This is a genomic window from Bacillus sp. DX3.1, from assembly GCF_030292155.1.
GTDB lineage: Bacteria > Bacillota > Bacilli > Bacillales > Bacillaceae_G > Bacillus_A.
The window spans coordinates 4,050,311-4,068,356 of sequence record NZ_CP128153.1; the positions used below are offsets into that span (position 1 = coordinate 4,050,311).

Below are 18,046 nucleotides of genomic sequence, written 5' to 3' on the forward strand. Positions count from 1 at the left end.
AAAGAAAAAGCGAGGCAAACCGCCTCACTTTCTTTTACTATTAGCGTCTACCTTTATTAGGGTCACCGCCACCAACAATATCGAAGACACGTTTTGCTAAGTTCGTATTTTCTTGAACACCAGAGAATAAATATTTACCTGGTCCAAATGCATATACACCAACATCTTCACCAGTATGTCCACCTGTTGTCCAGCCTGTGAATGAACGTTTATTAAAGATTTCTTCAATCGCATTATCAATTTTTGTTACATCTTTTGTTGAAGCAATATCATTTACAGATTTAATTTCTTCCGCTGTTAATTGTAAATCAATATATTTTTTCAATGTTTCTTCTACATTTACACCTTTTGCAATTTCATTTGCCATAAAGTCTGGTGTACGTTTTGCAGCTTTTAGTGCATTTACATCAAAGTTATACTCACCGTCTACACCAAGAGAGAAGCCACCTGTAGCATGGTCAGCTGTAGCAATAACTAATGTATGCTTGTCTTTTTTCGCAAATTCAATTGCTGCTTTATATGCTTTTTCAAAGTCTTCCATTTCACTCATAGCACCAACGACATCATTATCATGTCCAGCCCAGTCAACTTGGCTACCTTCAATCATTAAGAAGAAGCCCTTGTCATTTTTATTTAACCGATCGATTGCCACATTTGTCATTTCTTCTAATGAAGGTGTTTTTTCAGTACGATCAATCATTTTATCTAAACCGCCTGGTGCAAATAAACCAAGAATTTGATCATTTTTATCATTTAATAATTGCTCACGATCTGTTACATAGCTATAACCAGATTTCTTAAATTCTTCTGTCAGGTTGCGATCTTTTCTTACAAAGTTCTTCTCACCACCACCAAGAAGAACATCTACTTTATGCTTTCCATTAATTTTTTCATCAAAGTAATCATTTGCAATCGCGTCCATATTTTTACGACTAATATCATGCGCACCGAAAGCAGCTGGTGTTGCATGTGTAATCTCAGAAGTTGCCACTAAACCCGTTGACTTTCCTTTCTCTTTCGCTTGTTCAAGCACTGTTTTTACGTCCGTTTTATCATTATCAACCGCAATGGCTGCGTTGTATGTTTTCACACCCGCTGACATCGCTGTTGCTGCAGAAGCGGAGTCCGTAATATTTTGGTGTTCATCTTCTGGGTACGTCAGTTGTGTCCCAACAAGATGCTTATCAAATTCTGTTTTTTCCATTTCAAACGTTTTTGGATTGTCTTTCATATAACGATGAGCAGTCATATACGAAGGTCCCATGCCATCCCCAATTAATACGATTACGTTCTTAATTTTTGCATTGTCTTCTTTTCCGTCCGCCTTAATTACATCTGAACGTGTAACCCCCCACGTTACTACCGAAGTAAGTGCTAACGATGTAACAACCGCAAATGGCCATGCTTTCTTCATGAACTTTTTCACTTTTAACGTCCCCCTAATAGATTATTAAGTTCCCACTACCCAATTTAAAGGAAAACTATTAAGGAAAAGTCAGTTATATGTAAATATTGTGTTAATTTATGTTAATTTTCGTTATAATTTGCATATTTTTGTCTTATGGCATCAAATTCGATCCCCTTTACCAAATATACGTCAAAAGATGTGGATTTCGATGAATTAAAAACAGCGACTTTACATTCTAGCTATTAATAGCCGAATATTTACTTTTTTCATGATAAAATATTTTTAATAAGTTAGAAATGTGGTGATTCTATATGGAGATACAACAACTAAATAAATCTAATATTCCTGATCTACTTTCTCTTTGCAAAGCCGTAGGATGGTTACAGCATGAATCATTTATGAAAACACAATTTGAAATGTATCTTTCAGTAGGAACGCTATTTGGATGTATACATAATAAAACGCTAATTGCTGCTGGCGGGGTATTTCCTTTTGAGTCTGGTTTTTCATCCATCGGTATGTTAATCGTTCATCCTAACTTTCAGAAACAAGGACTTGGCCGTACTATACTAGATGTTTGTGTGCAACACGCCCCAGCTTCTCTTCCTATTATGCTCGTCGCAACAGACGTTGGCGTACCTTTATATCAAGCAAATGGTTTTACGACAATCACAACGATCCATCGCTTTGAAAAACTTGTTACACATACACCTATGAATACCTCTCATTTGAAACAAGTTCATCAACATGATCTTGACTCTCTCCTTAAGCTCGATCAAGTGGCAACAAGCGTACACCGTCCACACCTCTATTCGCTATTACTAGCTAGAGCAACATTCACATTCAAAATAGAAAGAAACAATAGAATAGAAGCTTTCGCATTATGTATGCAAAAAGGCGATACACTATGCGTGACCCCTCTTATCGCAAAACAGGAAGAAGACGCCATACAGTTATTACAGATGATTTGCAAAAGCTGGAACGGAACAATTCGTATTGATATTCCGCATTCACAATTTACATTTCGTGAACACCTTCAAACAGAAAATTTCCAGGAAACACTTCTTTCACCTCTTATGATAAAAAATGGAAGTCACCTTTCTGGAAATCGTAATATATTGTTTGCTATGATGGATACAGCGTTATGTTAGAAAGGGGACACCTATTTGAAGCGGCTTAAATATTATATGGTGAGTTGCCTTACTCTTACATTATTAGTGGGATGCAGTGCAACAGAAAAACCAGCAGAACAAGTGAAACAAATAAAAGATACAATTGCAACAAAATTAACTGCAGATGAAAAAATGGTCGAAATAGATGGACAAACCATTTACTTTAAGCAAATTGGTGAAAAGAAACCACCTTTACTTATGCTTCATGGATTTGGTGGCTCTTCCAACGGCTTTCGTGATGTTTACTCAGAATTAGCAAAAGATCATACGATTATTTCCGTTGATGTTTTAGGATTTGGACGCTCTTCCAAACCGATGGATTTTCCATATTCTTTTCCCAATCACGCAAACTTATATTATAAATTAATGAAAAAACTAGGCTATGATACATTTTCAGTACTTGGTCACTCCATGGGAGGAGAAATTTCTCTTAATTTAACATACTTATATCCAGATGCAGTTACCCATCTCATTTTAACGGATGCCACAGGGGCCGGATCACTAACGAATAGAAAAGGCTCACCTAAACCACAGTTATCAAATGATTTACATACTGTTTCCTCTATTACGGATTATGATGAAAGCAAAGTGAAATTTAAGCGTGATGATACAGAGCATTACGCACAAATGAAAATGTGGCCCAGACGTCTTAAGATTAATGCGAGTGAAATCAAACTTCCAACCTTAATTATTTGGGGTAGAAATGACGATAGTGTTTCATGGAAAGAAGGAGAGTCCTATCACCAGTTCTTAAAAAACAGCACCTTCCATATTATAGAAAAGGGCTATCACGCTCCATTTCGTCAGGAACCGAAAGAATTTATGGGATATGTGAAAGAATTCTTTGAAAAAAATCCGATTCAAACAACGAAGTAATAAAAACGGGTATCTCACCTTCGAGATACCCGTTTTATATATTAAGCAGCTTGTTTCTGTTGTTTTTGACTTTTTGATCCTAATAATTTAGGTACAATCCAGCCATCGATTCCAAGTTTTCCTGCGTTCATACCAGCAACGAGAATAAACATGGACAAGATAACCATTTGTGGGTTCACACCTATAGACCCACTAAACAGATAGGAGAAGTTCATTACAAGGCCAAAAAAGACAGCTGTTTTTGTTAAACAACCTACAATTAAACCTATTCCGACTAAAATTTCTCCCCATGTTACTAAAAAGTTAAACAACTCGACGTTTGGAATAGCAAAGTCTTGTAAAAATGATGCCCACCAAGATTGCACTGCTGGTTGTGCTCCTTTTGACTTTTCAATAGCTCCTTGTAAATACCCTGTCGCGTCAAATCCATTTCCTTTTAGTTTACCGATCCCTGCCATCAGCCACTTATATCCAAGATAAATACGTAAGACCGCTAATACAACCGAAACTGCTTTGTTTTCTCTCAAAAATTGAATAACCATATATTCCTCCTAAAATTGTAATCAAGTTAGTTACAGGTTTATAATAACATTAGTTACTAATTTTCCATTCGTTAATTATGAATATTTCGTGACAATTACACAGAATGTTTTAAACTAATAATTTTATAGTTACTTTCATTATCCCATAAAAACTTGAACATATCATATCACAATTGAAAATGACTTTCACTAATGTTTTTGTAAAAAATTTGTGTGGTCAATATGAAACGCATTTACCCTATATTCGAATAAGCACGTTTTTTCACTTTGTATATAATTGAAATGTTTCTGTTTCAGCATCTAACAATTTTTCTTCTTGGAACGTATCTTGAATTGGTTCTTCATGGTTTATCAGTCCATAAAACAAACGTATCGCAAACATAAGCGCAGCATTTCCATCTACATAATTTGTTGAGCCTATATATACTTTTGCACCACCCTCTTTTGATAAAGTGAAACTTTAATCAGTGGGGGTTTTCTTCATCCCCCACTGATTATCAGCCCTCACCAATCGGGCTTTTACGGGCAGTTGATCCCCCACCTAACTTCTTTGTTTCTCTCTGAATCTTGAGGTGGGGGCATTACTGCCCGTTAATGCGGGATAAATATTGAATCGAGCTTTATTTTAACTCATGATTTTCCTCTGAAATGGTTATAGTAACAAAGGATAAAAAGATAATTGAGGAGGATTCATCAATGAGTAACTCAAACGATTTTTTAGACAAATTACACGAGAAACAAGAAAAAGATGAAAAAAACAGACAACATCAAGGTAGAGGAAATCCAGGTAAAAAGAAACCAAATAAAACGCACAAATAAAGTGCCATCGCAGTAAAGAAAAACACCCCTTGTTTCCACTTGGATACAAAGAGGTGTTTTTTTGAGTACAAAAGTGTTTTATCTCTAAAAATAAAGAACTATAATTCCTATCTATTCTTGTATAGAAACAACATCCTCCCAATCAAATTTCTCATAATATCCCACTGGTGCATCTATATTTTCAATCCATTTCTTCGCTTTCGAGCCATCCCCATTCGCAACCCACATATCCGCTTGTTTACGATCAGAACGCATCCATGTCAGCTGATTTTCACGTTTTATATAGAGCGGATTGTAATCTCCATATTTTTTTGGAGGAGTTGTAATTTGACGTTGTCGATTTGTTTGAATATTTACTTGGTATAAAGAAGGTAATGACCTTTTTTCTTGTTCGTTGGACCACTCCATCTCCTTCGCCCTTGAAAGTGTAATAAGCTCATCACTATGCCATGTGAAATCCCAATCGACATACCCTTTTGGAGTAAAGGTATCTTGCTGAAGAACAGGTAACTCTTTTACTTTCAAATGCTTATTTTCTATCGCAAATCTTCCGCTTCCCTCGATGTAAGCTAGTACATTTTTCAATGGATCCCATTGAAACCATTTCTGATTTAGCAGCATTTCATCCACCATTTCAAAGCGACTTCCATCTGCTTTCAAAAGACAAAGTGTATTACTATCCGCCGACCATGAAGCAGTTGGAACCGCTAAAAATGCAATCCATTTCTGATTTTGAGACCACTTAAATCCGCTTGCAACATAAGCTAGAAAAGAATCATGTTCGCTCGGCAATGAGTACAGGTGCTTCATTTTATGCGGATCCATCTCAGCATCAACTTGTACTTCATATAGCTGCGCTCCTGTCCATCCTGTCGGAAGTAAATGAGCATTAGACGATACCAAAAATTTCTTTCCATCCGGATACCATGCATAATCTCCGACACCTGATGATACATTTTCAAAGGTTGCATTGTTTTTTTCGGCATCAAATATGTTTAATGTGCCGGTAAATTCAAATGCAATTGTATTTTCTTTCGGTGACCATTGGTAATTGGTCGCTTCCTCTTGAAATGGAATAATCCTTTTCCCATCAGCCACTCGGTACAACTCGAGCCGCTGTTTTTCTTCCCCTTTGGTATATGCAATCCATTTTCCATCGTGTGACCATTTTGGTTTTGCTATGTATTCCCCTTTTGTTATTTGTTGTTCTTTCCCGCCTATCTTTATCCAAAGGTCATGATTACGAATAAAGGCGACTTTAAGTTGCTTACTCTCCGCAGCGCCAATTGATATCATAAGAAAAAATAAAAATATAGATACGCAACAACTAGCCATAATTTTTTTCACTATATAATCCCACCCTGCTCATTTTTCATAGCATTCCTCGAATTAAATCCACCATATACAAATTTCATTAAAATCCAACAAAATATCATTTTGATTTACGATATTCCCCAAGAAATTTTTAAAACATTTTAAATCCCGAGAAGATTACATGGAATTTTGTCGAATTTATGATGTAATTAGCATCCATTTTGTTTTTGCTAGAACAAATACGAGAAAATTAGCGATACATTTTGAGACAGTTGGTACATGATAGTAAGGGGTGTTTCGGTGAAAAAAACTACATCATCATTACCGCATAATAATTCTCCCACTAATTAAAGTTTCACTTTCACTGTTGACAACTTTTAATTAATAGTTTTATAATACAAAACATAGTTTAGTTGAACGAATTATATATCGGCTTTGAAGGAATCCTAGTAGCGACTTATATCCCTGACTCAGAGAACTGGTGGTTGGTGCAAATCAGTACATATACAAGCGTGAATTACAATTCTGGAGCTTCTTTCCCGTAGTGCAAGTATGCATGAAGAGAAAGACGGATCTTTCCGTTATCTTAAAGTGAGTGGTAAACAATTTTTCTGTTTACAAGTAGGGTGGTACCGCGATTTTTATCGTCCCTATCGGATTTTCCGATAGGGGCTTTTTTGCGTCCTCCCCTTTTAAACAATTTCATATTACGCGTTGAAAGAATCGCAGTAGTAACTTATATCCCTGTTTCAGAGAGCTGATGGTTGGTGTGAATCAGTACATATACAAGTGCGAATTACAATTCTGGAGCTTCTTTTTCGTAGTGCTGCATGGCATGAAGGAAAAGACGGATTTTTCCGTTATCAGTAACTGAGAAGTAAGCAAATTCTTGCTTACAAGTAGGGTGGTACCGCGATTTTTTCGCCCCTATCGGGTTTCCGATAGGGGCTTTTTCTGTTTCTCACGCAAAAAATGTTAAATAATTCCGAATCTTGTGATAAAATTTTATAAACGCTTACAATTATGAAAGGAGGTGATATATGCCATAAGAAACGTCACAATTTTTTACAGATAAAAAAGGAGGATATATCCATGACAAAGAAAACAGAAATTCCATCCCATTTAAAACAATTTGTATCCACGCAGCATTACGATCAATATACACCAGTTAATCACGCTGTGTGGCGTTACATTATGAGACAAAATCATAGCTTTTTAAAAGATGTTGCTCATCCAGCCTATGTAAACGGACTACAATCATCTGGTATTAATATAGATGCAATTCCAAAGGTTGAAGAAATGAATGAATGCCTAGCACCAAGCGGCTGGGGCGCAGTAACGATTGACGGACTTATTCCTGGCGTAGCATTTTTTGATTTCCAAGGACATGGTTTATTACCGATTGCAACAGATATTCGTAAAGTAGAAAACATCGAGTATACACCGGCACCCGATATCGTTCATGAAGCAGCTGGCCATGCGCCGATTTTGCTTGATTCTACATATGCAAAATATGTAAAACGATTTGGACAAATCGGAGCGAAAGCATTCTCAACAAAAGAGGAACACGATGCTTTTGAAGCTGTACGTACGTTAACAATTGTGAAAGAAAGCCCTACTTCTACACCTGAAGAAGTGGCAGCTGCTGAAAACGAAGTAATCGAAAAACAAAAACTTGTTTCTGGCTTATCAGAAGCAGAACAAATTTCTCGTCTTTTCTGGTGGACAGTAGAATACGGATTAATTGGAGATATAGATAACCCAAAAATTTACGGCGCTGGTCTTCTTTCCTCCGTTGGTGAAAGCAAACATTGCTTAACAGAAGCTGTAGAAAAAGTTCCATTTTCAATCGAAGCTTGTACAAAAACAACTTATGATGTTACAAAGATGCAACCTCAGCTATTTGTATGCAATTCATTTGAAGAATTAACAGAGGCACTTGAAAACTTCTCTGAAACAATGGCTTTCAAAACAGGTGGTACAGAAGGATTAGAAAAAGCGATTCGTTCTGAAAACAACGCAACAGCTGAGCTGAATAGTGGATTGCAAATTACAGGAACATTCGCAGAAACCATTCAAAATGATGCTGGTGAAGTCATTTATATGAAAACAAATACGCCGACAGCATTAGCCCTAAATAATAAACAATTACCGAATCACTCTACATCTGTACATCAAGATGGCTTTGGTACACCAGTTGGTTTACTGAAAGGTAATGTGGCATTAGAGGATTGTACAGAAGAAGAGTTGCAATCATTAGGTGTCATCATTGGTAATGGTGCTGAACTTTCCTTTACAAGTGGTGTTCATGTAAAAGGAACCGTAACAGACATCGTGAAGAACGATGAGAAGATTGCCCTTATCTCATTTACAGATTGTACAGTTGTTTGCAAAGATCGTTTATTATTTGATGCTTCATGGGGTGCATTTGATATGGCAGTTGGTTCAAACATCACTTCCGTATTCCCTGGTGCAGCAGATGCAGCCGCATTCTTCGGGGTGGATGAAGAGGTAGAAGAAATACCTGTACCACTTACATTAACTGAGCTTGATCGAATGTATCAAACAGTTCGCGACATTCGAAATGAAGGCGTGTTACAAGATTCACACGTAGAACAATTAGTAGCAATTCAAGAGGTACTAAAAAAATTCTATACAAAAGAATGGTTGCTTCGCCTTGAAATTTTAGAATTACTTTTAGAGCATAACAAAGGACATGAAACATCTGCTGCATTATTACAACAGCTCTCAAATTTTACAGAAAATGAATCTGTAAAACGTCTAATTAACAACGGTCTTTCTTTACTTCCAATAAAGGATGTGAAGAATAATGCAACGACTAACCGATGAAGAAGTACAAGAAGAATTAATGAAGTTGGATAAATGGACAGTGAAAGATGAAAAATGGATTGAAAGAAAATATATGTTTTCCGACTACTTAAAAGGTGTCGAATTTGTCTCTGAAGCCGCCAAACTATCAGAAGAACATAATCACCACCCATTTATCCTTATCCAGTATAAAGCAGTTATTATTACTTTGTCATCATGGAATGCAAAAGGCTTAACAAAACTTGATTTTGAGCTTGCAAGACAATTTAATGAACTCTTTTTACAAAATGAAAAAGCGATTATAAGAAAATAAAAAAGAGAAGCCTTTATTTAGGCTTCTCCTTTTGTAATTAAGTGAATACAGTGACCAAACGGGTCCTCGACTTGCAATATTCCATCTTTGTACATAGCAACTTTGCCAATATATTTTAAGCTTTCATACACTTGCTCTTTTTGTTTTTCATCTGCTAGTACAATTGTGAAATATTTCAAACCAATGGAACTTGGCATTTGCGGCGGTACACCTTCACCCTGCCACGTGTTTAAACCAATATGGTGATGATATCCACCAGCTGACACAAATAATGCACCATTACGAGCTGGTATGGTTACTTCAAATCCAAGACCATCCACATAAAAACGTCTTGCTTCTTCTAAATCAGCTACATGGAAATGAACATGTCCCATTACTGTACCACTTGGGAATCCATTCCATGCACTTCCTTGTTGTAATAATCCTTCACCATCTAATGGGTTACTAACAAACGGAAACTCTCCCTTTTCATCACGCCACACTTCTCTTTGACGATCGTGATAAATTTCAATTCCATTTCCATCTGGATCAGACAAATAAATCGCTTCACTAAAGTAATGATCTGCCCCACCATGTAACGGATACACTTTCTGCACAAGATGAAGAAGAATGTTTGCTAAATCTTGTCTGCTTGGTAATAAGATTGCATAATGATATAAACCCGTGCGGCCTCTTTGTTTTGGAAGAGCATTTTCTTTCTCCTCTATTATAAGAAGCGGTTCATTATCTTCACTACCAAACGTAACGATCGTTTCCTCTTCTTTGATCACTTTCATTCGTAGTACATCCGTGTAAAACGCCAGTGACTTCTTTATATTCGATACGTGTAGATGAACAACGCCGAGTGTTGTATTGGGATGAAGTTGAAAGCTCATATTGTTATACCCTCATTTATATTAGTCTTTTTTCAATACAGTTGCTTTTAAGAAACGATCTACAAATCCTTCAGCTTTCACAACGAATAAGTAAAGACCCATTGCTAATAATGCAAGTTCTAACTCAAATCCAGGATTTTTTCCATCTCCTAGTAAACCTGCTGACCATTTTACTTTTACAATTGCTCCAATCATAACTAATGCAAATAATAATCCAATATATCTTACACCTAAACCGACAATTAATAATAGACCTCCGACTAATTCTACTGTTGCTACGCCGTAGGCAAGACCACCTGGTAAACCGATACTTGTAAACCATCCTGCAATATTATCAATGCCTGATTGAAACTTTGTTAAACCGTGCATAAAGAATGTTACCCCTAACACGATACGAATAATTAAATTACCAATATGTTGATTCATTTTTGTCTCTCCTTTATAGTTTTGTTATATAAAACTTTTATTAACATTACAAAACATACAATAAATTTTTTTATTCGTCAATTCATTTTTCTTGAGAAAAAATGAAAAATATTTGCTATGATACAAATAGTTGTCTACAAAAAGGAGCATGATTCGTATGAATATCGGTTCTGCAATACGTGAAATTCGTCAACGCAGAGGCATAACAATTGCTCAAATTTGTGAAGGAACAGGACTTTCTAAAGGTTTTATGAGCCAGGTCGAAAATAATAAGACATCCCCATCCATCTCAACTTTAGAAACAATTGCTAATTTCTTAAACGTTCCCCTTCCTTATTTGTTACTTGAGCAAAAAGATCGCATGAAAATTATTAAAAAAGAAGAACGAAAATACAGTGTGTATGGAAAAGATGAGCAAAGGATTGAACATGTCGCTGAGCAAGGTGGCCTTCGTTTATCTTTAGTAGAAATCCCAGTCGGTTTTCCAAAAGAAAATACACCAGGTGCTCACGAAGGTGAAGAATGTCATCTTGTTTTACGTGGAAAATTAGAAGTACAGCATGGAGAAGATATCGCAATTGTTGAAGAAGGAGATTCTTTTTCCTGGAGCGCATGCGTGCCACATATTGTACGTAATATCGGCGATGAGCCTGCATTATTACTCATCTCCAGTCATGCAGAAAATCGCAAACGTGTATATTAAAAAGCATTGCAAACAATATGTTTGCAATGCTTTTTTTATTTTGCGCAAAAGTTATATTATATATAAACAATATAAAATGAAACTTTAATCAGCTCGCAAATAGCCGGATAAAAATCTTGTTTTGAAAAAATATCAAAAAAAGGTTCAACAATTACTCACGTATAATTCCATGACTTGTTCCTACTAATACCTCTTTCCCCTTTTGATTCCGATAAACTGACTGTATAGCTACTTTTTTATATCTCTCCATTTGTTCAACACTTGTAAGGGTTAACTCACAAGTAATTGTATCCCCTGTAAAAACCGGCCTAATAAACTCACTTCCTAGCTCTCTTGCTATGTAATGTAAATCCCCACCAATTTTCGTTCCTATACTTGCAGTTAATAAACCATGCACCATTAAGCGTCCTTGCTCATCATGTTCCATATGGTGTCTTCCTTTATCACCTGTGAGATGAGCAAATTCGAGCACCTCTTCTTCTGTAAAAGTTCTTTCATACTTAAACGTATCCCCTACTTTTATATTCATGTTATCCCCCTCTTTAATTTCTGAATTTTCTTTATAATCATACCATACCAAAAAAATAAAATGAATCATGATTCATTTTATTTTCTAGTTATTCTCTCTTTCGCAACTCACTACTTCTTTTTTATACAGTAAAAATATCATCTTTCTATGAGCAAAAAAGGACCTGCCAACACTGGCAGCCCCTTTTTATAGTCTCTCTCATATCAATTACAGTTATCGATGCCCCTCTTTTCTTGCTTCACTATAACCGTAATAAGCACAAGTTCCATTTAATGATAGATCTCGTACTTCAAAACCACAACTACGATAAAAGTCAAAGTTATTTGCTGATGTATGAGCAAACCAATCTCCATGCGGCAGTTTCTGCATACAAAGAGAAACAAGCTTTTTCCCTAAACCTTTTCCCCTATATTCACACTTTACGACCAAGTCCATAATATTTGCAGCCATCACACGATCTGAAATGACTCGAACCATTGCTATCATTTCTTCCTCATCCCAAATCGTAAAAGCCCATGTTGAATTTTCAAACGCAATGGTAAATTTTTCGATTTGCCAAGACGGAATTGGCTGATTGCTCCAGCCTGCATCTTCAAATAAGCTTTTAATTGCATACGCTGGTACACCTGTTGTTCCTTCACGAATAATAAGACCGTTATGGTAAATATACATCCAATTCCCCCTTTTATTGTTATATAATATTCTTCAGTAGTTAAATTTTACCTTTTGATAGGAGAAAAAGATGGACAAATTTCTATTCCTACTTTCTTTTACACTACTCATGATTACTGTTCAAACCAATAATGTACTACTTTTTAGTTTATAGATTATTACATTGCTTCTACTACTTAAAAAGAAAACCTATCATCAATTTGTATGGATTACTCTATTATTCGGAACTGGATTTTCCCTCTATTTATTTGCGATGAGCTATGTTTCATTTTCTTCGAGAGAACTAACAACTATTGTTAAACGTCTTTGTTTACTTCTAGTTTTTATACCAATTTTCATAGATGGTCTCTTACGTAAGTATCCCTACTCTCTCTATTGGAATCGACCACACTGGAACAATACTCTTTCTATGCCATTCATCTGGAGCGGACCTCATAGAGTGAAAATTCCGGTGTTTCTCATCATCGCGATTTCTATCAACATCATCACATTTATACCGTTCCTATTTCAAAAAGGACTTCCTTATATGCAACATATTTTGTTATTTGCTCTTTTGTTTTCTATTGTCAACGGCATGTTAGAAGAATGTATTTGGAGAGGAATATTACTGCATTACTTTTCAAATCAGTTTGGTGAAAAATGGGCTGTTATACTCACGAGTATTGGCTTTGGCTTACAGCATTACTCCTTAGGTTTTTCGTGGCTGATATGTATTGCATTCATTCTAGCTGGCGTATTTTACGGTGGAATTGTTGTGAAATCAAATAGTATCATTCCAGCTATTATATGGCATGTAGCTCTAAATATATTAATGGTATGTAGTGGACTAATTCTGTAAAAGAGTAGGTTTTATCCTGTTCTTTTAATGGCATATACAAGAACATCTATGCCATGAAACGATGCTGTTTTTTCATAAGTCATTCCTGTTTTTCTAGCAACAAAAATAGAAGCTGGATGATCTGGATTGATAAGAGAAATAAGCTTATTTAGCCTTAATGCTTGAAAGCCATAATCTCGAAAAGCTGTCGCCGCTTCCTTTGCATAACCATTACCCCAGTATTGTGGAAGCAACCAGTATCCTATTTCAATTTCTTCCTTTCCATCTACTTGTTGCCGCACAAGCCCAGCATGACCAATCGGTGTGCCTGTATCCTTTTCGATCGTGAGAAATAAACCTAGGCCGTTTTTATAACTAGGAAAGACCCAGCTTTCAAGACTTTTTTTGCATTGTGTATATGTTTTAGGGGTCCCAGTTCCAATGTAGCGCATAACTTTCTCGTTTCCCCATAAAGAAGCGTAAAAATCTAAATCATCCATTGTATATTTACGAAATTGTAACCGGTCTGTATGAAACATATTTCTACTCCCTTCTCGTAGATTTCCTTTCTATAACTGAAATAGGCAATTGTATACGTTGTACAGGTTCTCCTTGTAATTGTTTATGCAATAATACTATGGAATTCTTGGCCATACCTTTAATAGAAGTATGTATTGTCGTTATATTCGGATTAATAATCATCGAAAGTTCTTGATTATCAAATCCTATAACACCAAAATCTTGAGGAATAGTAATTTTCAATCTTTGTGCCTCCATAATAATTCCAGCAGCTATTTCATCACTGCCTGTAAAGATTGCATCTGGAGTATTTTGTATAGAGTGGATGGTTTGTATTACCTTCTTTCCGTCCTTCAATCCATAGCAATTTGGAAATATCCATTCTTTCTGGATCTGTAGACCGTACTCATTTAAAGCTCGTTTATATCCTTGATATCTCTGTCTTTGCGCTTTACTTTTTAATGTATCGTAACAAAAACCTATACGTATATATCCATTTTCTAAAAGGTGCTTGGTTCCTATATACCCTGCCAACTCTTCATCGAATTGCACAGTGGATACAATCTCTGTTTCAACATGTTCATTACAGATAACAATTGCTCCTGAATCTATTGCATGTTCTATTTCCTTTATTGGTAAAGAAAGTGTAGTAAAAATAAGCCCGTCTAACTTCTTCGTCCTGATATATTGTAAAAAGTCTCTTTCTCTCTCAACTTCATAATTGGATTGCAAGATCACAACATCATAACAATCTACTTTTAAAATATCACTTAACTCTTGAATTAACTGACTAAAAAAGGGGTGATGTAAATTTGGTACAACTACACCAATTAAATTTGTTTGCAGACGACGTAGATCTTTCGCCGTTGCCACAGGTACATAATTCTTTTCATCAATAATCGCCTGCACTCTTTCCCTTAATTCGGAACGTACATACGGATGATGATTAATTACACGAGAAACGGTTGCTTTAGAAACTCCTGCTAATTTGGCGATATCTTCGATTGTGGAAATTTCAACTCTCCTCCTTGACCTGTAATGCATTTCAGAATGTACAGTGTATGGTAAGTTTTACATCCATTATAAACGAGGTGACATGAAATATGGGGAAAATTCAAATTTCAGGAGAAATTATTGAAACAATGGCAATTGCCTTTGATAAAGATGGTACATTATTTCAAGCTATTCCATTTTGGCAGGAAATTGATAGACTACGAAAACGGAAATTCTTACAGATTGTTGGTGAAGAACATCAGCTACTTTGGGAAAAAGCGGTTGGATTTGTTCCTCCTAACCAAGTTGATTTTAAAGGTCTATTAGCAGTTGCATCTGAAGAAGATGAAATTATTGTTGTCGCGAGCCTCTTCTATCAAATTACAAAATACCCATGGCATCATTGTAAAGAACTTGCCACGACTATTTTTAAGAATAGTAATGAACAGTTATGCATTACAGAAGCTTTTCATCCTATTGAAGGGGCGGCTGAATGTATATATTCCTTACAAAAAGAAGAAATATATACAGGTATCCTCACCTCAGACAATAAAGTGCGAACAAAAAAATGTATTGATTTACTTAACATACCATCTCTTCATTTTCTCTTGACTCCAGAAGATGTAGAAAACGGAAAGCCTCATCCAGAAATGATTATAAAAGCGTGTAAGCAACTTGATATTAGGCCAAATGAATTAGTGATGATTGGGGATACTGTTGTAGATGTACAGATGGCCAAAGAGGCCGGAAGTATTGCTGTAGGTATTGCAAATCATGAACATGCCATAGAGGAACTAACACCTTATGCAGATTTTATTATTACAGCTTACAGTGATATACAAATTTCAACGAAAAAAAAGCAGTAAACAAAAGCCTGTCTACTGCATCCATATCATAACTAGTATAAAGAAAACTACAATTGAGGGGGGTGTAGGATTTTCAATTATATACTAGGTATTTATCCCGTTCTAACGGGCGGTAAACCTTCCAATCTTCCAAGTGGAAGGTTTACCGCACATACGAACCATTTGCGGTAATTCATGTTAGGGCGGCTAAATACTCGAAAACGAGCTGCGCTTCTTCACCGCCCATTCTTGCATGTTGAAGAAGAGGAATACCATGTGGGCCAGATGCATGCAACGCTTCTGGTTGTACCACTAAAATCGCTTGAACAATTTCAAGTTCTCCAAGCATTGCCGCTGCAAAAACATCCATACGTGCTCCTTTTTCTAATAAATAAAGGACAATATCTCTACGGCCTACATGTGCTGCGGCTCCTAAAGCACTCTCCCAGTCTGCACCGCTCCAATTATAAGAAGCATGCAGCAAACTCGGGTGTTCGTCTAAAAGCTCCTGGACCTTCTCTAAATCCCCATGAGCTGCCATCACAAATTCTCTTACTAATTCATTGGTAATACGTTCCTCTGTTTGCATCGCTCTTCTCCTTTTTCACAAATTCGTTTTGGAGTAAAAAATGGTTTTTCGCTTCCCTGAAAAATGTCGACCTCAATGCCAAAGACATGCTGAAACATTTGATGACATAAAACGCATTCTGGTACTCCATCATATTGAATTTCCCCTTGCTTTAAAACAAGCAAACGGTCACTATATTGAGCTGCTTGGTTAATATCATGAAGAACCATTACAATCGTCATACCAAATTCTTCATTTAATCGCTTGACGAGTTCCATTACTTCTAACTGATGGACAATATCTAAAAAGGTTGTCGGCTCATCTAACAATAAGACATTTGTACGTTGCGCCAATGTCATTGCAATCCAGGCACGCTGCCGCTCTCCACCCGATAAAGAATGTAAGAGACGATGTTCATATCCTTCTAACTTCGTTACACCTAATGCCCATTCCACAATATCTTCATCTTCTTTTCCAAAACGACTATTCCATGATTTATGAGGCTGCCTTCCAAACTCTACTAATTCCCGGACTGTTAAATCTAGCTGATGATCATGCATTTGTGGTAACATTGCTAACTTCTTCGCAACATCTGCGCTTTTCATACCATGAATGTTTTTTCCATCCAAAATAATTTCACCCGTACCAGGATCAAGTAATCTCGCTATTAAACGTAATAGTGTCGACTTACCTGAACCATTTGGACCAATTAAACTAATTATTTCACCAGCTTTAATATATACATTTATGTTTTGAATTTGAAATCGCTCTGAATGCGCATAAGACACCTCTTTAACGGAAAGCACTTTGTTTTCCTCCTCTCTGAATTAAATATAAGAAGAATGGACCGCCTAAGAAGGATAATAAAATTCCAACAGGTAATTCAATCGGATCGAACCAGCTTCTAGCAATTGCATCAGCAAAAACAAGTAACACTCCACCGCCTAAGCAAGAGAGAGGCAGTAAACATCGATAATCATTTCCGACTAATAGACGTAACATATGGGGAACAACAAGTCCAACAAATCCAATAAGTCCAGAAACACTTACCGCGATTCCGGCTAGTAGTGTACTTACTACGATTAAGAAAAAACGACTACGTTCTACGTTGTGCCCAAGTAACTTGGCCATTTCATCCCCAAGCATAAGAACACGAATATGTTTAATACCAAAGAAAGCTAAAATAATAGCGAAGATTGCATAATAAATAATCATATTAAAATGTGCCCAACTTACACCACTAATTCCGCCTGCCAGCCATGGTAATACAGATTGTACTTTATCACTATGAAGTAGCATTAATGCTGAAGTTGCAGCACCAATCAATGCATTTATCGAAACACCGACTAATACAATGCGTGAAGGCGGCGCTCCCTTTTGCCATGATAAAGCGTAAATCACCATCGCTGTAATAAATGCTCCTAAAAATGCTCCAAGTGGTAGGAATGCCATGTGCTGCGGAAATAAAATCATAATCACAATGGCAACGAGTCCCGCTCCTGAGGAAACTCCGATAATTCCGGGATCAGCGAGTGGGTTTCGCATAACCCCTTGCAATAAAGATCCGGATGCTGCTAAGCATGTCCCTACAATAAACCCAATGAGTACACGTGGGATACGCAGATCCCATACAATCCGGTGTACTGTTGAATTTTCATCTTGTATACCTGTTATAATGTCTTGCAATGAATAGGATAAACTCCCTGCAATGAGTCCATAAAAAAGGGCAAGGACGGTTAGTACAACTAAACTCACCGTCAATATCCATCTTTTCTTTGCAAAAGGATGTGCCTTTTCTTTTACTACTGCATTACTCTGCATGTTCA

Annotated in this window: 20 protein-coding genes, 1 pseudogene and 2 other annotated features; of the genes and pseudogenes, 8 read left to right on the plus strand and 13 right to left on the minus strand. The window is 36.5% G+C overall.

Annotated features, from left to right (window positions below; translation table 11 throughout):
• Window positions 1–40: 40 nt before the first annotated feature.
• The gene (locus QRE67_RS20335) at window positions 41–1,426 is read right to left on the minus strand and encodes an alkaline phosphatase (protein WP_286122016.1); all 1,386 of its coding nucleotides are present in this window, start codon (window positions 1,424–1,426) and stop codon (window positions 41–43) included.
• A 293-nt stretch (window positions 1,427–1,719) separates the two neighbouring features.
• Between QRE67_RS20335 and QRE67_RS20340 the strand changes: the two genes are divergently transcribed.
• Together QRE67_RS20340 and QRE67_RS20345 are read left to right on the plus strand one after the other, a co-directional pair.
• The gene (locus QRE67_RS20340; RefSeq protein WP_286122017.1) at window positions 1,720–2,559 is read left to right on the plus strand and encodes a GNAT family N-acetyltransferase; all 840 of its coding nucleotides are present in this window, start codon (window positions 1,720–1,722) and stop codon (window positions 2,557–2,559) included.
• Window positions 2,560–2,574: 15 nt separating this feature from the next.
• The gene (locus QRE67_RS20345) at window positions 2,575–3,456 is read left to right on the plus strand and encodes an alpha/beta fold hydrolase (RefSeq protein WP_286122018.1); all 882 of its coding nucleotides are present in this window, start codon (window positions 2,575–2,577) and stop codon (window positions 3,454–3,456) included.
• A 41-nt stretch (window positions 3,457–3,497) separates the two neighbouring features.
• Here QRE67_RS20345 and QRE67_RS20350 read toward each other — a convergent pair whose 3' ends face one another.
• A complete protein-coding gene (locus tag QRE67_RS20350; RefSeq protein ID WP_286122019.1) occupies window positions 3,498–3,998 on the minus strand; it encodes a DoxX family protein in 501 nt (166 codons plus the stop codon).
• Window positions 3,999–4,260: 262 nt separating this feature from the next.
• Window positions 4,261–4,434: pseudogene (locus tag QRE67_RS20355) on the minus strand (delta-aminolevulinic acid dehydratase); the annotation flags it as partial.
• 260 nt (window positions 4,435–4,694) lie between these two features.
• Here QRE67_RS20355 and QRE67_RS20360 point away from each other — a divergent pair.
• Entirely contained in the window at window positions 4,695–4,817 is a 123-nt protein-coding gene (locus QRE67_RS20360; protein ID WP_286122020.1) for a DUF4023 domain-containing protein, read from the plus strand.
• 111 nt (window positions 4,818–4,928) lie between these two features.
• Here the strand turns inward: QRE67_RS20360 and QRE67_RS20365 are convergent, their stop codons facing one another.
• Window positions 4,929–6,164: a TolB family protein gene (locus QRE67_RS20365; protein ID WP_286122021.1), complete on the minus strand. Its 1,236-nt coding sequence runs from the start codon at window positions 6,162–6,164 to the stop codon at window positions 4,929–4,931.
• Between the two features lie 393 nt (window positions 6,165–6,557).
• Window positions 6,558–6,786 (plus strand) — a binding site (T-box leader).
• Between the two features lie 50 nt (window positions 6,787–6,836).
• Window positions 6,837–7,063 (plus strand) — a binding site (T-box leader).
• Between the two features lie 160 nt (window positions 7,064–7,223).
• Between QRE67_RS20365 and QRE67_RS20370 the strand changes: the two genes are divergently transcribed.
• Together QRE67_RS20370 and QRE67_RS20375 are read left to right on the plus strand one after the other, a co-directional pair.
• On the plus strand, window positions 7,224–8,981 hold the full coding sequence (locus QRE67_RS20370) for an aromatic amino acid hydroxylase (protein WP_286122022.1): 1,758 nt from the start codon (window positions 7,224–7,226) through the stop codon (window positions 8,979–8,981).
• Window positions 8,959–9,273 carry a 4a-hydroxytetrahydrobiopterin dehydratase gene (locus QRE67_RS20375; protein ID WP_286125339.1) on the plus strand — a complete coding sequence of 105 codons (315 nt, stop codon included), beginning with the start codon at window positions 8,959–8,961 and terminating at the stop codon, window positions 9,271–9,273. The genes QRE67_RS20370 and QRE67_RS20375 overlap by 23 nt, the downstream gene beginning before the upstream one ends.
• 17 nt (window positions 9,274–9,290) lie before the next feature.
• Here the strand turns inward: QRE67_RS20375 and QRE67_RS20380 are convergent, their stop codons facing one another.
• Together QRE67_RS20380 and QRE67_RS20385 are read right to left on the minus strand one after the other, a co-directional pair.
• The gene (locus QRE67_RS20380; protein WP_286122023.1) at window positions 9,291–10,148 is read right to left on the minus strand and encodes a VOC family protein; all 858 of its coding nucleotides are present in this window, start codon (window positions 10,146–10,148) and stop codon (window positions 9,291–9,293) included.
• A gap of 21 nt (window positions 10,149–10,169) precedes the next feature.
• Complete coding sequence (locus QRE67_RS20385; protein ID WP_286122024.1) at window positions 10,170–10,574, minus strand: DoxX family protein; 405 nt, start codon at window positions 10,572–10,574, stop codon at window positions 10,170–10,172.
• Window positions 10,575–10,731: 157 nt separating this feature from the next.
• On the opposite strand from QRE67_RS20385, the gene QRE67_RS20390 reads away from it, so the two are divergent.
• Window positions 10,732–11,277: a helix-turn-helix domain-containing protein gene (locus QRE67_RS20390; RefSeq protein WP_286122025.1), complete on the plus strand. Its 546-nt coding sequence runs from the start codon at window positions 10,732–10,734 to the stop codon at window positions 11,275–11,277.
• Between the two features lie 151 nt (window positions 11,278–11,428).
• Here the strand turns inward: QRE67_RS20390 and QRE67_RS20395 are convergent, their stop codons facing one another.
• Together QRE67_RS20395 and QRE67_RS20400 are read right to left on the minus strand one after the other, a co-directional pair.
• Window positions 11,429–11,806, minus strand: coding sequence for a MaoC family dehydratase (locus QRE67_RS20395; RefSeq protein WP_286122026.1), 378 nt, complete (start codon window positions 11,804–11,806; stop codon window positions 11,429–11,431).
• Window positions 11,807–12,019: 213 nt separating this feature from the next.
• Complete coding sequence (locus QRE67_RS20400) at window positions 12,020–12,478, minus strand: GNAT family N-acetyltransferase (RefSeq protein WP_286122027.1); 459 nt, start codon at window positions 12,476–12,478, stop codon at window positions 12,020–12,022.
• A gap of 163 nt (window positions 12,479–12,641) precedes the next feature.
• Here QRE67_RS20400 and QRE67_RS20405 point away from each other — a divergent pair, with 163 nt between their 5' ends.
• Window positions 12,642–13,316 (plus strand): CPBP family intramembrane glutamic endopeptidase, encoded by a 675-nt coding sequence (locus tag QRE67_RS20405; protein ID WP_286122028.1) that lies wholly within the window; start codon window positions 12,642–12,644, stop codon window positions 13,314–13,316.
• An 11-nt stretch (window positions 13,317–13,327) separates the two neighbouring features.
• Here QRE67_RS20405 and QRE67_RS20410 read toward each other — a convergent pair whose 3' ends face one another.
• Window positions 13,328–13,834: a GNAT family N-acetyltransferase gene (locus QRE67_RS20410; protein WP_286122029.1), complete on the minus strand. Its 507-nt coding sequence runs from the start codon at window positions 13,832–13,834 to the stop codon at window positions 13,328–13,330.
• A gap of 4 nt (window positions 13,835–13,838) precedes the next feature.
• The gene (locus QRE67_RS20415; RefSeq protein ID WP_286122030.1) at window positions 13,839–14,858 is read right to left on the minus strand and encodes a LacI family DNA-binding transcriptional regulator; all 1,020 of its coding nucleotides are present in this window, start codon (window positions 14,856–14,858) and stop codon (window positions 13,839–13,841) included.
• A 59-nt stretch (window positions 14,859–14,917) separates the two neighbouring features.
• Here QRE67_RS20415 and QRE67_RS20420 point away from each other — a divergent pair, with 59 nt between their 5' ends.
• Window positions 14,918–15,673 carry an HAD family hydrolase gene (locus tag QRE67_RS20420; protein WP_286122031.1) on the plus strand — a complete coding sequence of 252 codons (756 nt, stop codon included), beginning with the start codon at window positions 14,918–14,920 and terminating at the stop codon, window positions 15,671–15,673.
• 172 nt (window positions 15,674–15,845) lie between these two features.
• Here QRE67_RS20420 and QRE67_RS20425 read toward each other — a convergent pair whose 3' ends face one another.
• Genes QRE67_RS20425 through QRE67_RS20435 form a run of 3 tightly spaced genes read right to left on the minus strand, consistent with a single transcriptional unit; the run spans window position 15,846 to window position 18,041 of the window.
• Entirely contained in the window at window positions 15,846–16,241 is a 396-nt protein-coding gene (locus QRE67_RS20425; protein WP_286122032.1) for an ankyrin repeat domain-containing protein, read from the minus strand.
• On the minus strand, window positions 16,208–17,026 hold the full coding sequence (fpuC, locus tag QRE67_RS20430) for a petrobactin ABC transporter ATP-binding protein FpuC (protein WP_286122033.1): 819 nt from the start codon (window positions 17,024–17,026) through the stop codon (window positions 16,208–16,210). Before fpuC ends, QRE67_RS20425 begins: the two co-directional genes overlap by 34 nt.
• Window positions 17,013–18,041, minus strand: a complete 1,029-nt coding sequence (locus QRE67_RS20435; protein WP_286125340.1) for a FecCD family ABC transporter permease — start codon at window positions 18,039–18,041, stop codon at window positions 17,013–17,015. The genes fpuC and QRE67_RS20435 overlap by 14 nt, the downstream gene beginning before the upstream one ends.
• Window positions 18,042–18,046 lie beyond the last annotated feature (5 nt).

Coding starts and splice junctions, on each gene's coding strand:
- QRE67_RS20340 (WP_286122017.1), top strand. CDS start 1,720: ATGGAGATACAACAACTAAATAAATCTAATATTCCTGATCTACTTTCT.
- QRE67_RS20350 (WP_286122019.1), bottom strand. CDS start 3,998: ATGGTTATTCAATTTTTGAGAGAAAACAAAGCAGTTTCGGTTGTATTA.
- QRE67_RS20360 (WP_286122020.1), top strand. CDS start 4,695: ATGAGTAACTCAAACGATTTTTTAGACAAATTACACGAGAAACAAGAA.
- QRE67_RS20370 (WP_286122022.1), top strand. CDS start 7,224: ATGACAAAGAAAACAGAAATTCCATCCCATTTAAAACAATTTGTATCC.
- QRE67_RS20380 (WP_286122023.1), bottom strand. CDS start 10,148: ATGAGCTTTCAACTTCATCCCAATACAACACTCGGCGTTGTTCATCTA.
- QRE67_RS20385 (WP_286122024.1), bottom strand. CDS start 10,574: ATGAATCAACATATTGGTAATTTAATTATTCGTATCGTGTTAGGGGTA.
- QRE67_RS20390 (WP_286122025.1), top strand. CDS start 10,732: ATGAATATCGGTTCTGCAATACGTGAAATTCGTCAACGCAGAGGCATA.
- QRE67_RS20395 (WP_286122026.1), bottom strand. CDS start 11,806: ATGAATATAAAAGTAGGGGATACGTTTAAGTATGAAAGAACTTTTACA.
- QRE67_RS20400 (WP_286122027.1), bottom strand. CDS start 12,478: ATGTATATTTACCATAACGGTCTTATTATTCGTGAAGGAACAACAGGT.
- QRE67_RS20410 (WP_286122029.1), bottom strand. CDS start 13,834: ATGTTTCATACAGACCGGTTACAATTTCGTAAATATACAATGGATGAT.
- QRE67_RS20415 (WP_286122030.1), bottom strand. CDS start 14,858: ATGCATTACAGGTCAAGGAGGAGAGTTGAAATTTCCACAATCGAAGAT.
- QRE67_RS20420 (WP_286122031.1), top strand. CDS start 14,918: ATGGGGAAAATTCAAATTTCAGGAGAAATTATTGAAACAATGGCAATT.
- QRE67_RS20425 (WP_286122032.1), bottom strand. CDS start 16,241: ATGCAAACAGAGGAACGTATTACCAATGAATTAGTAAGAGAATTTGTG.
- QRE67_RS20435 (WP_286125340.1), bottom strand. CDS start 18,041: ATGCAGAGTAATGCAGTAGTAAAAGAAAAGGCACATCCTTTTGCAAAG.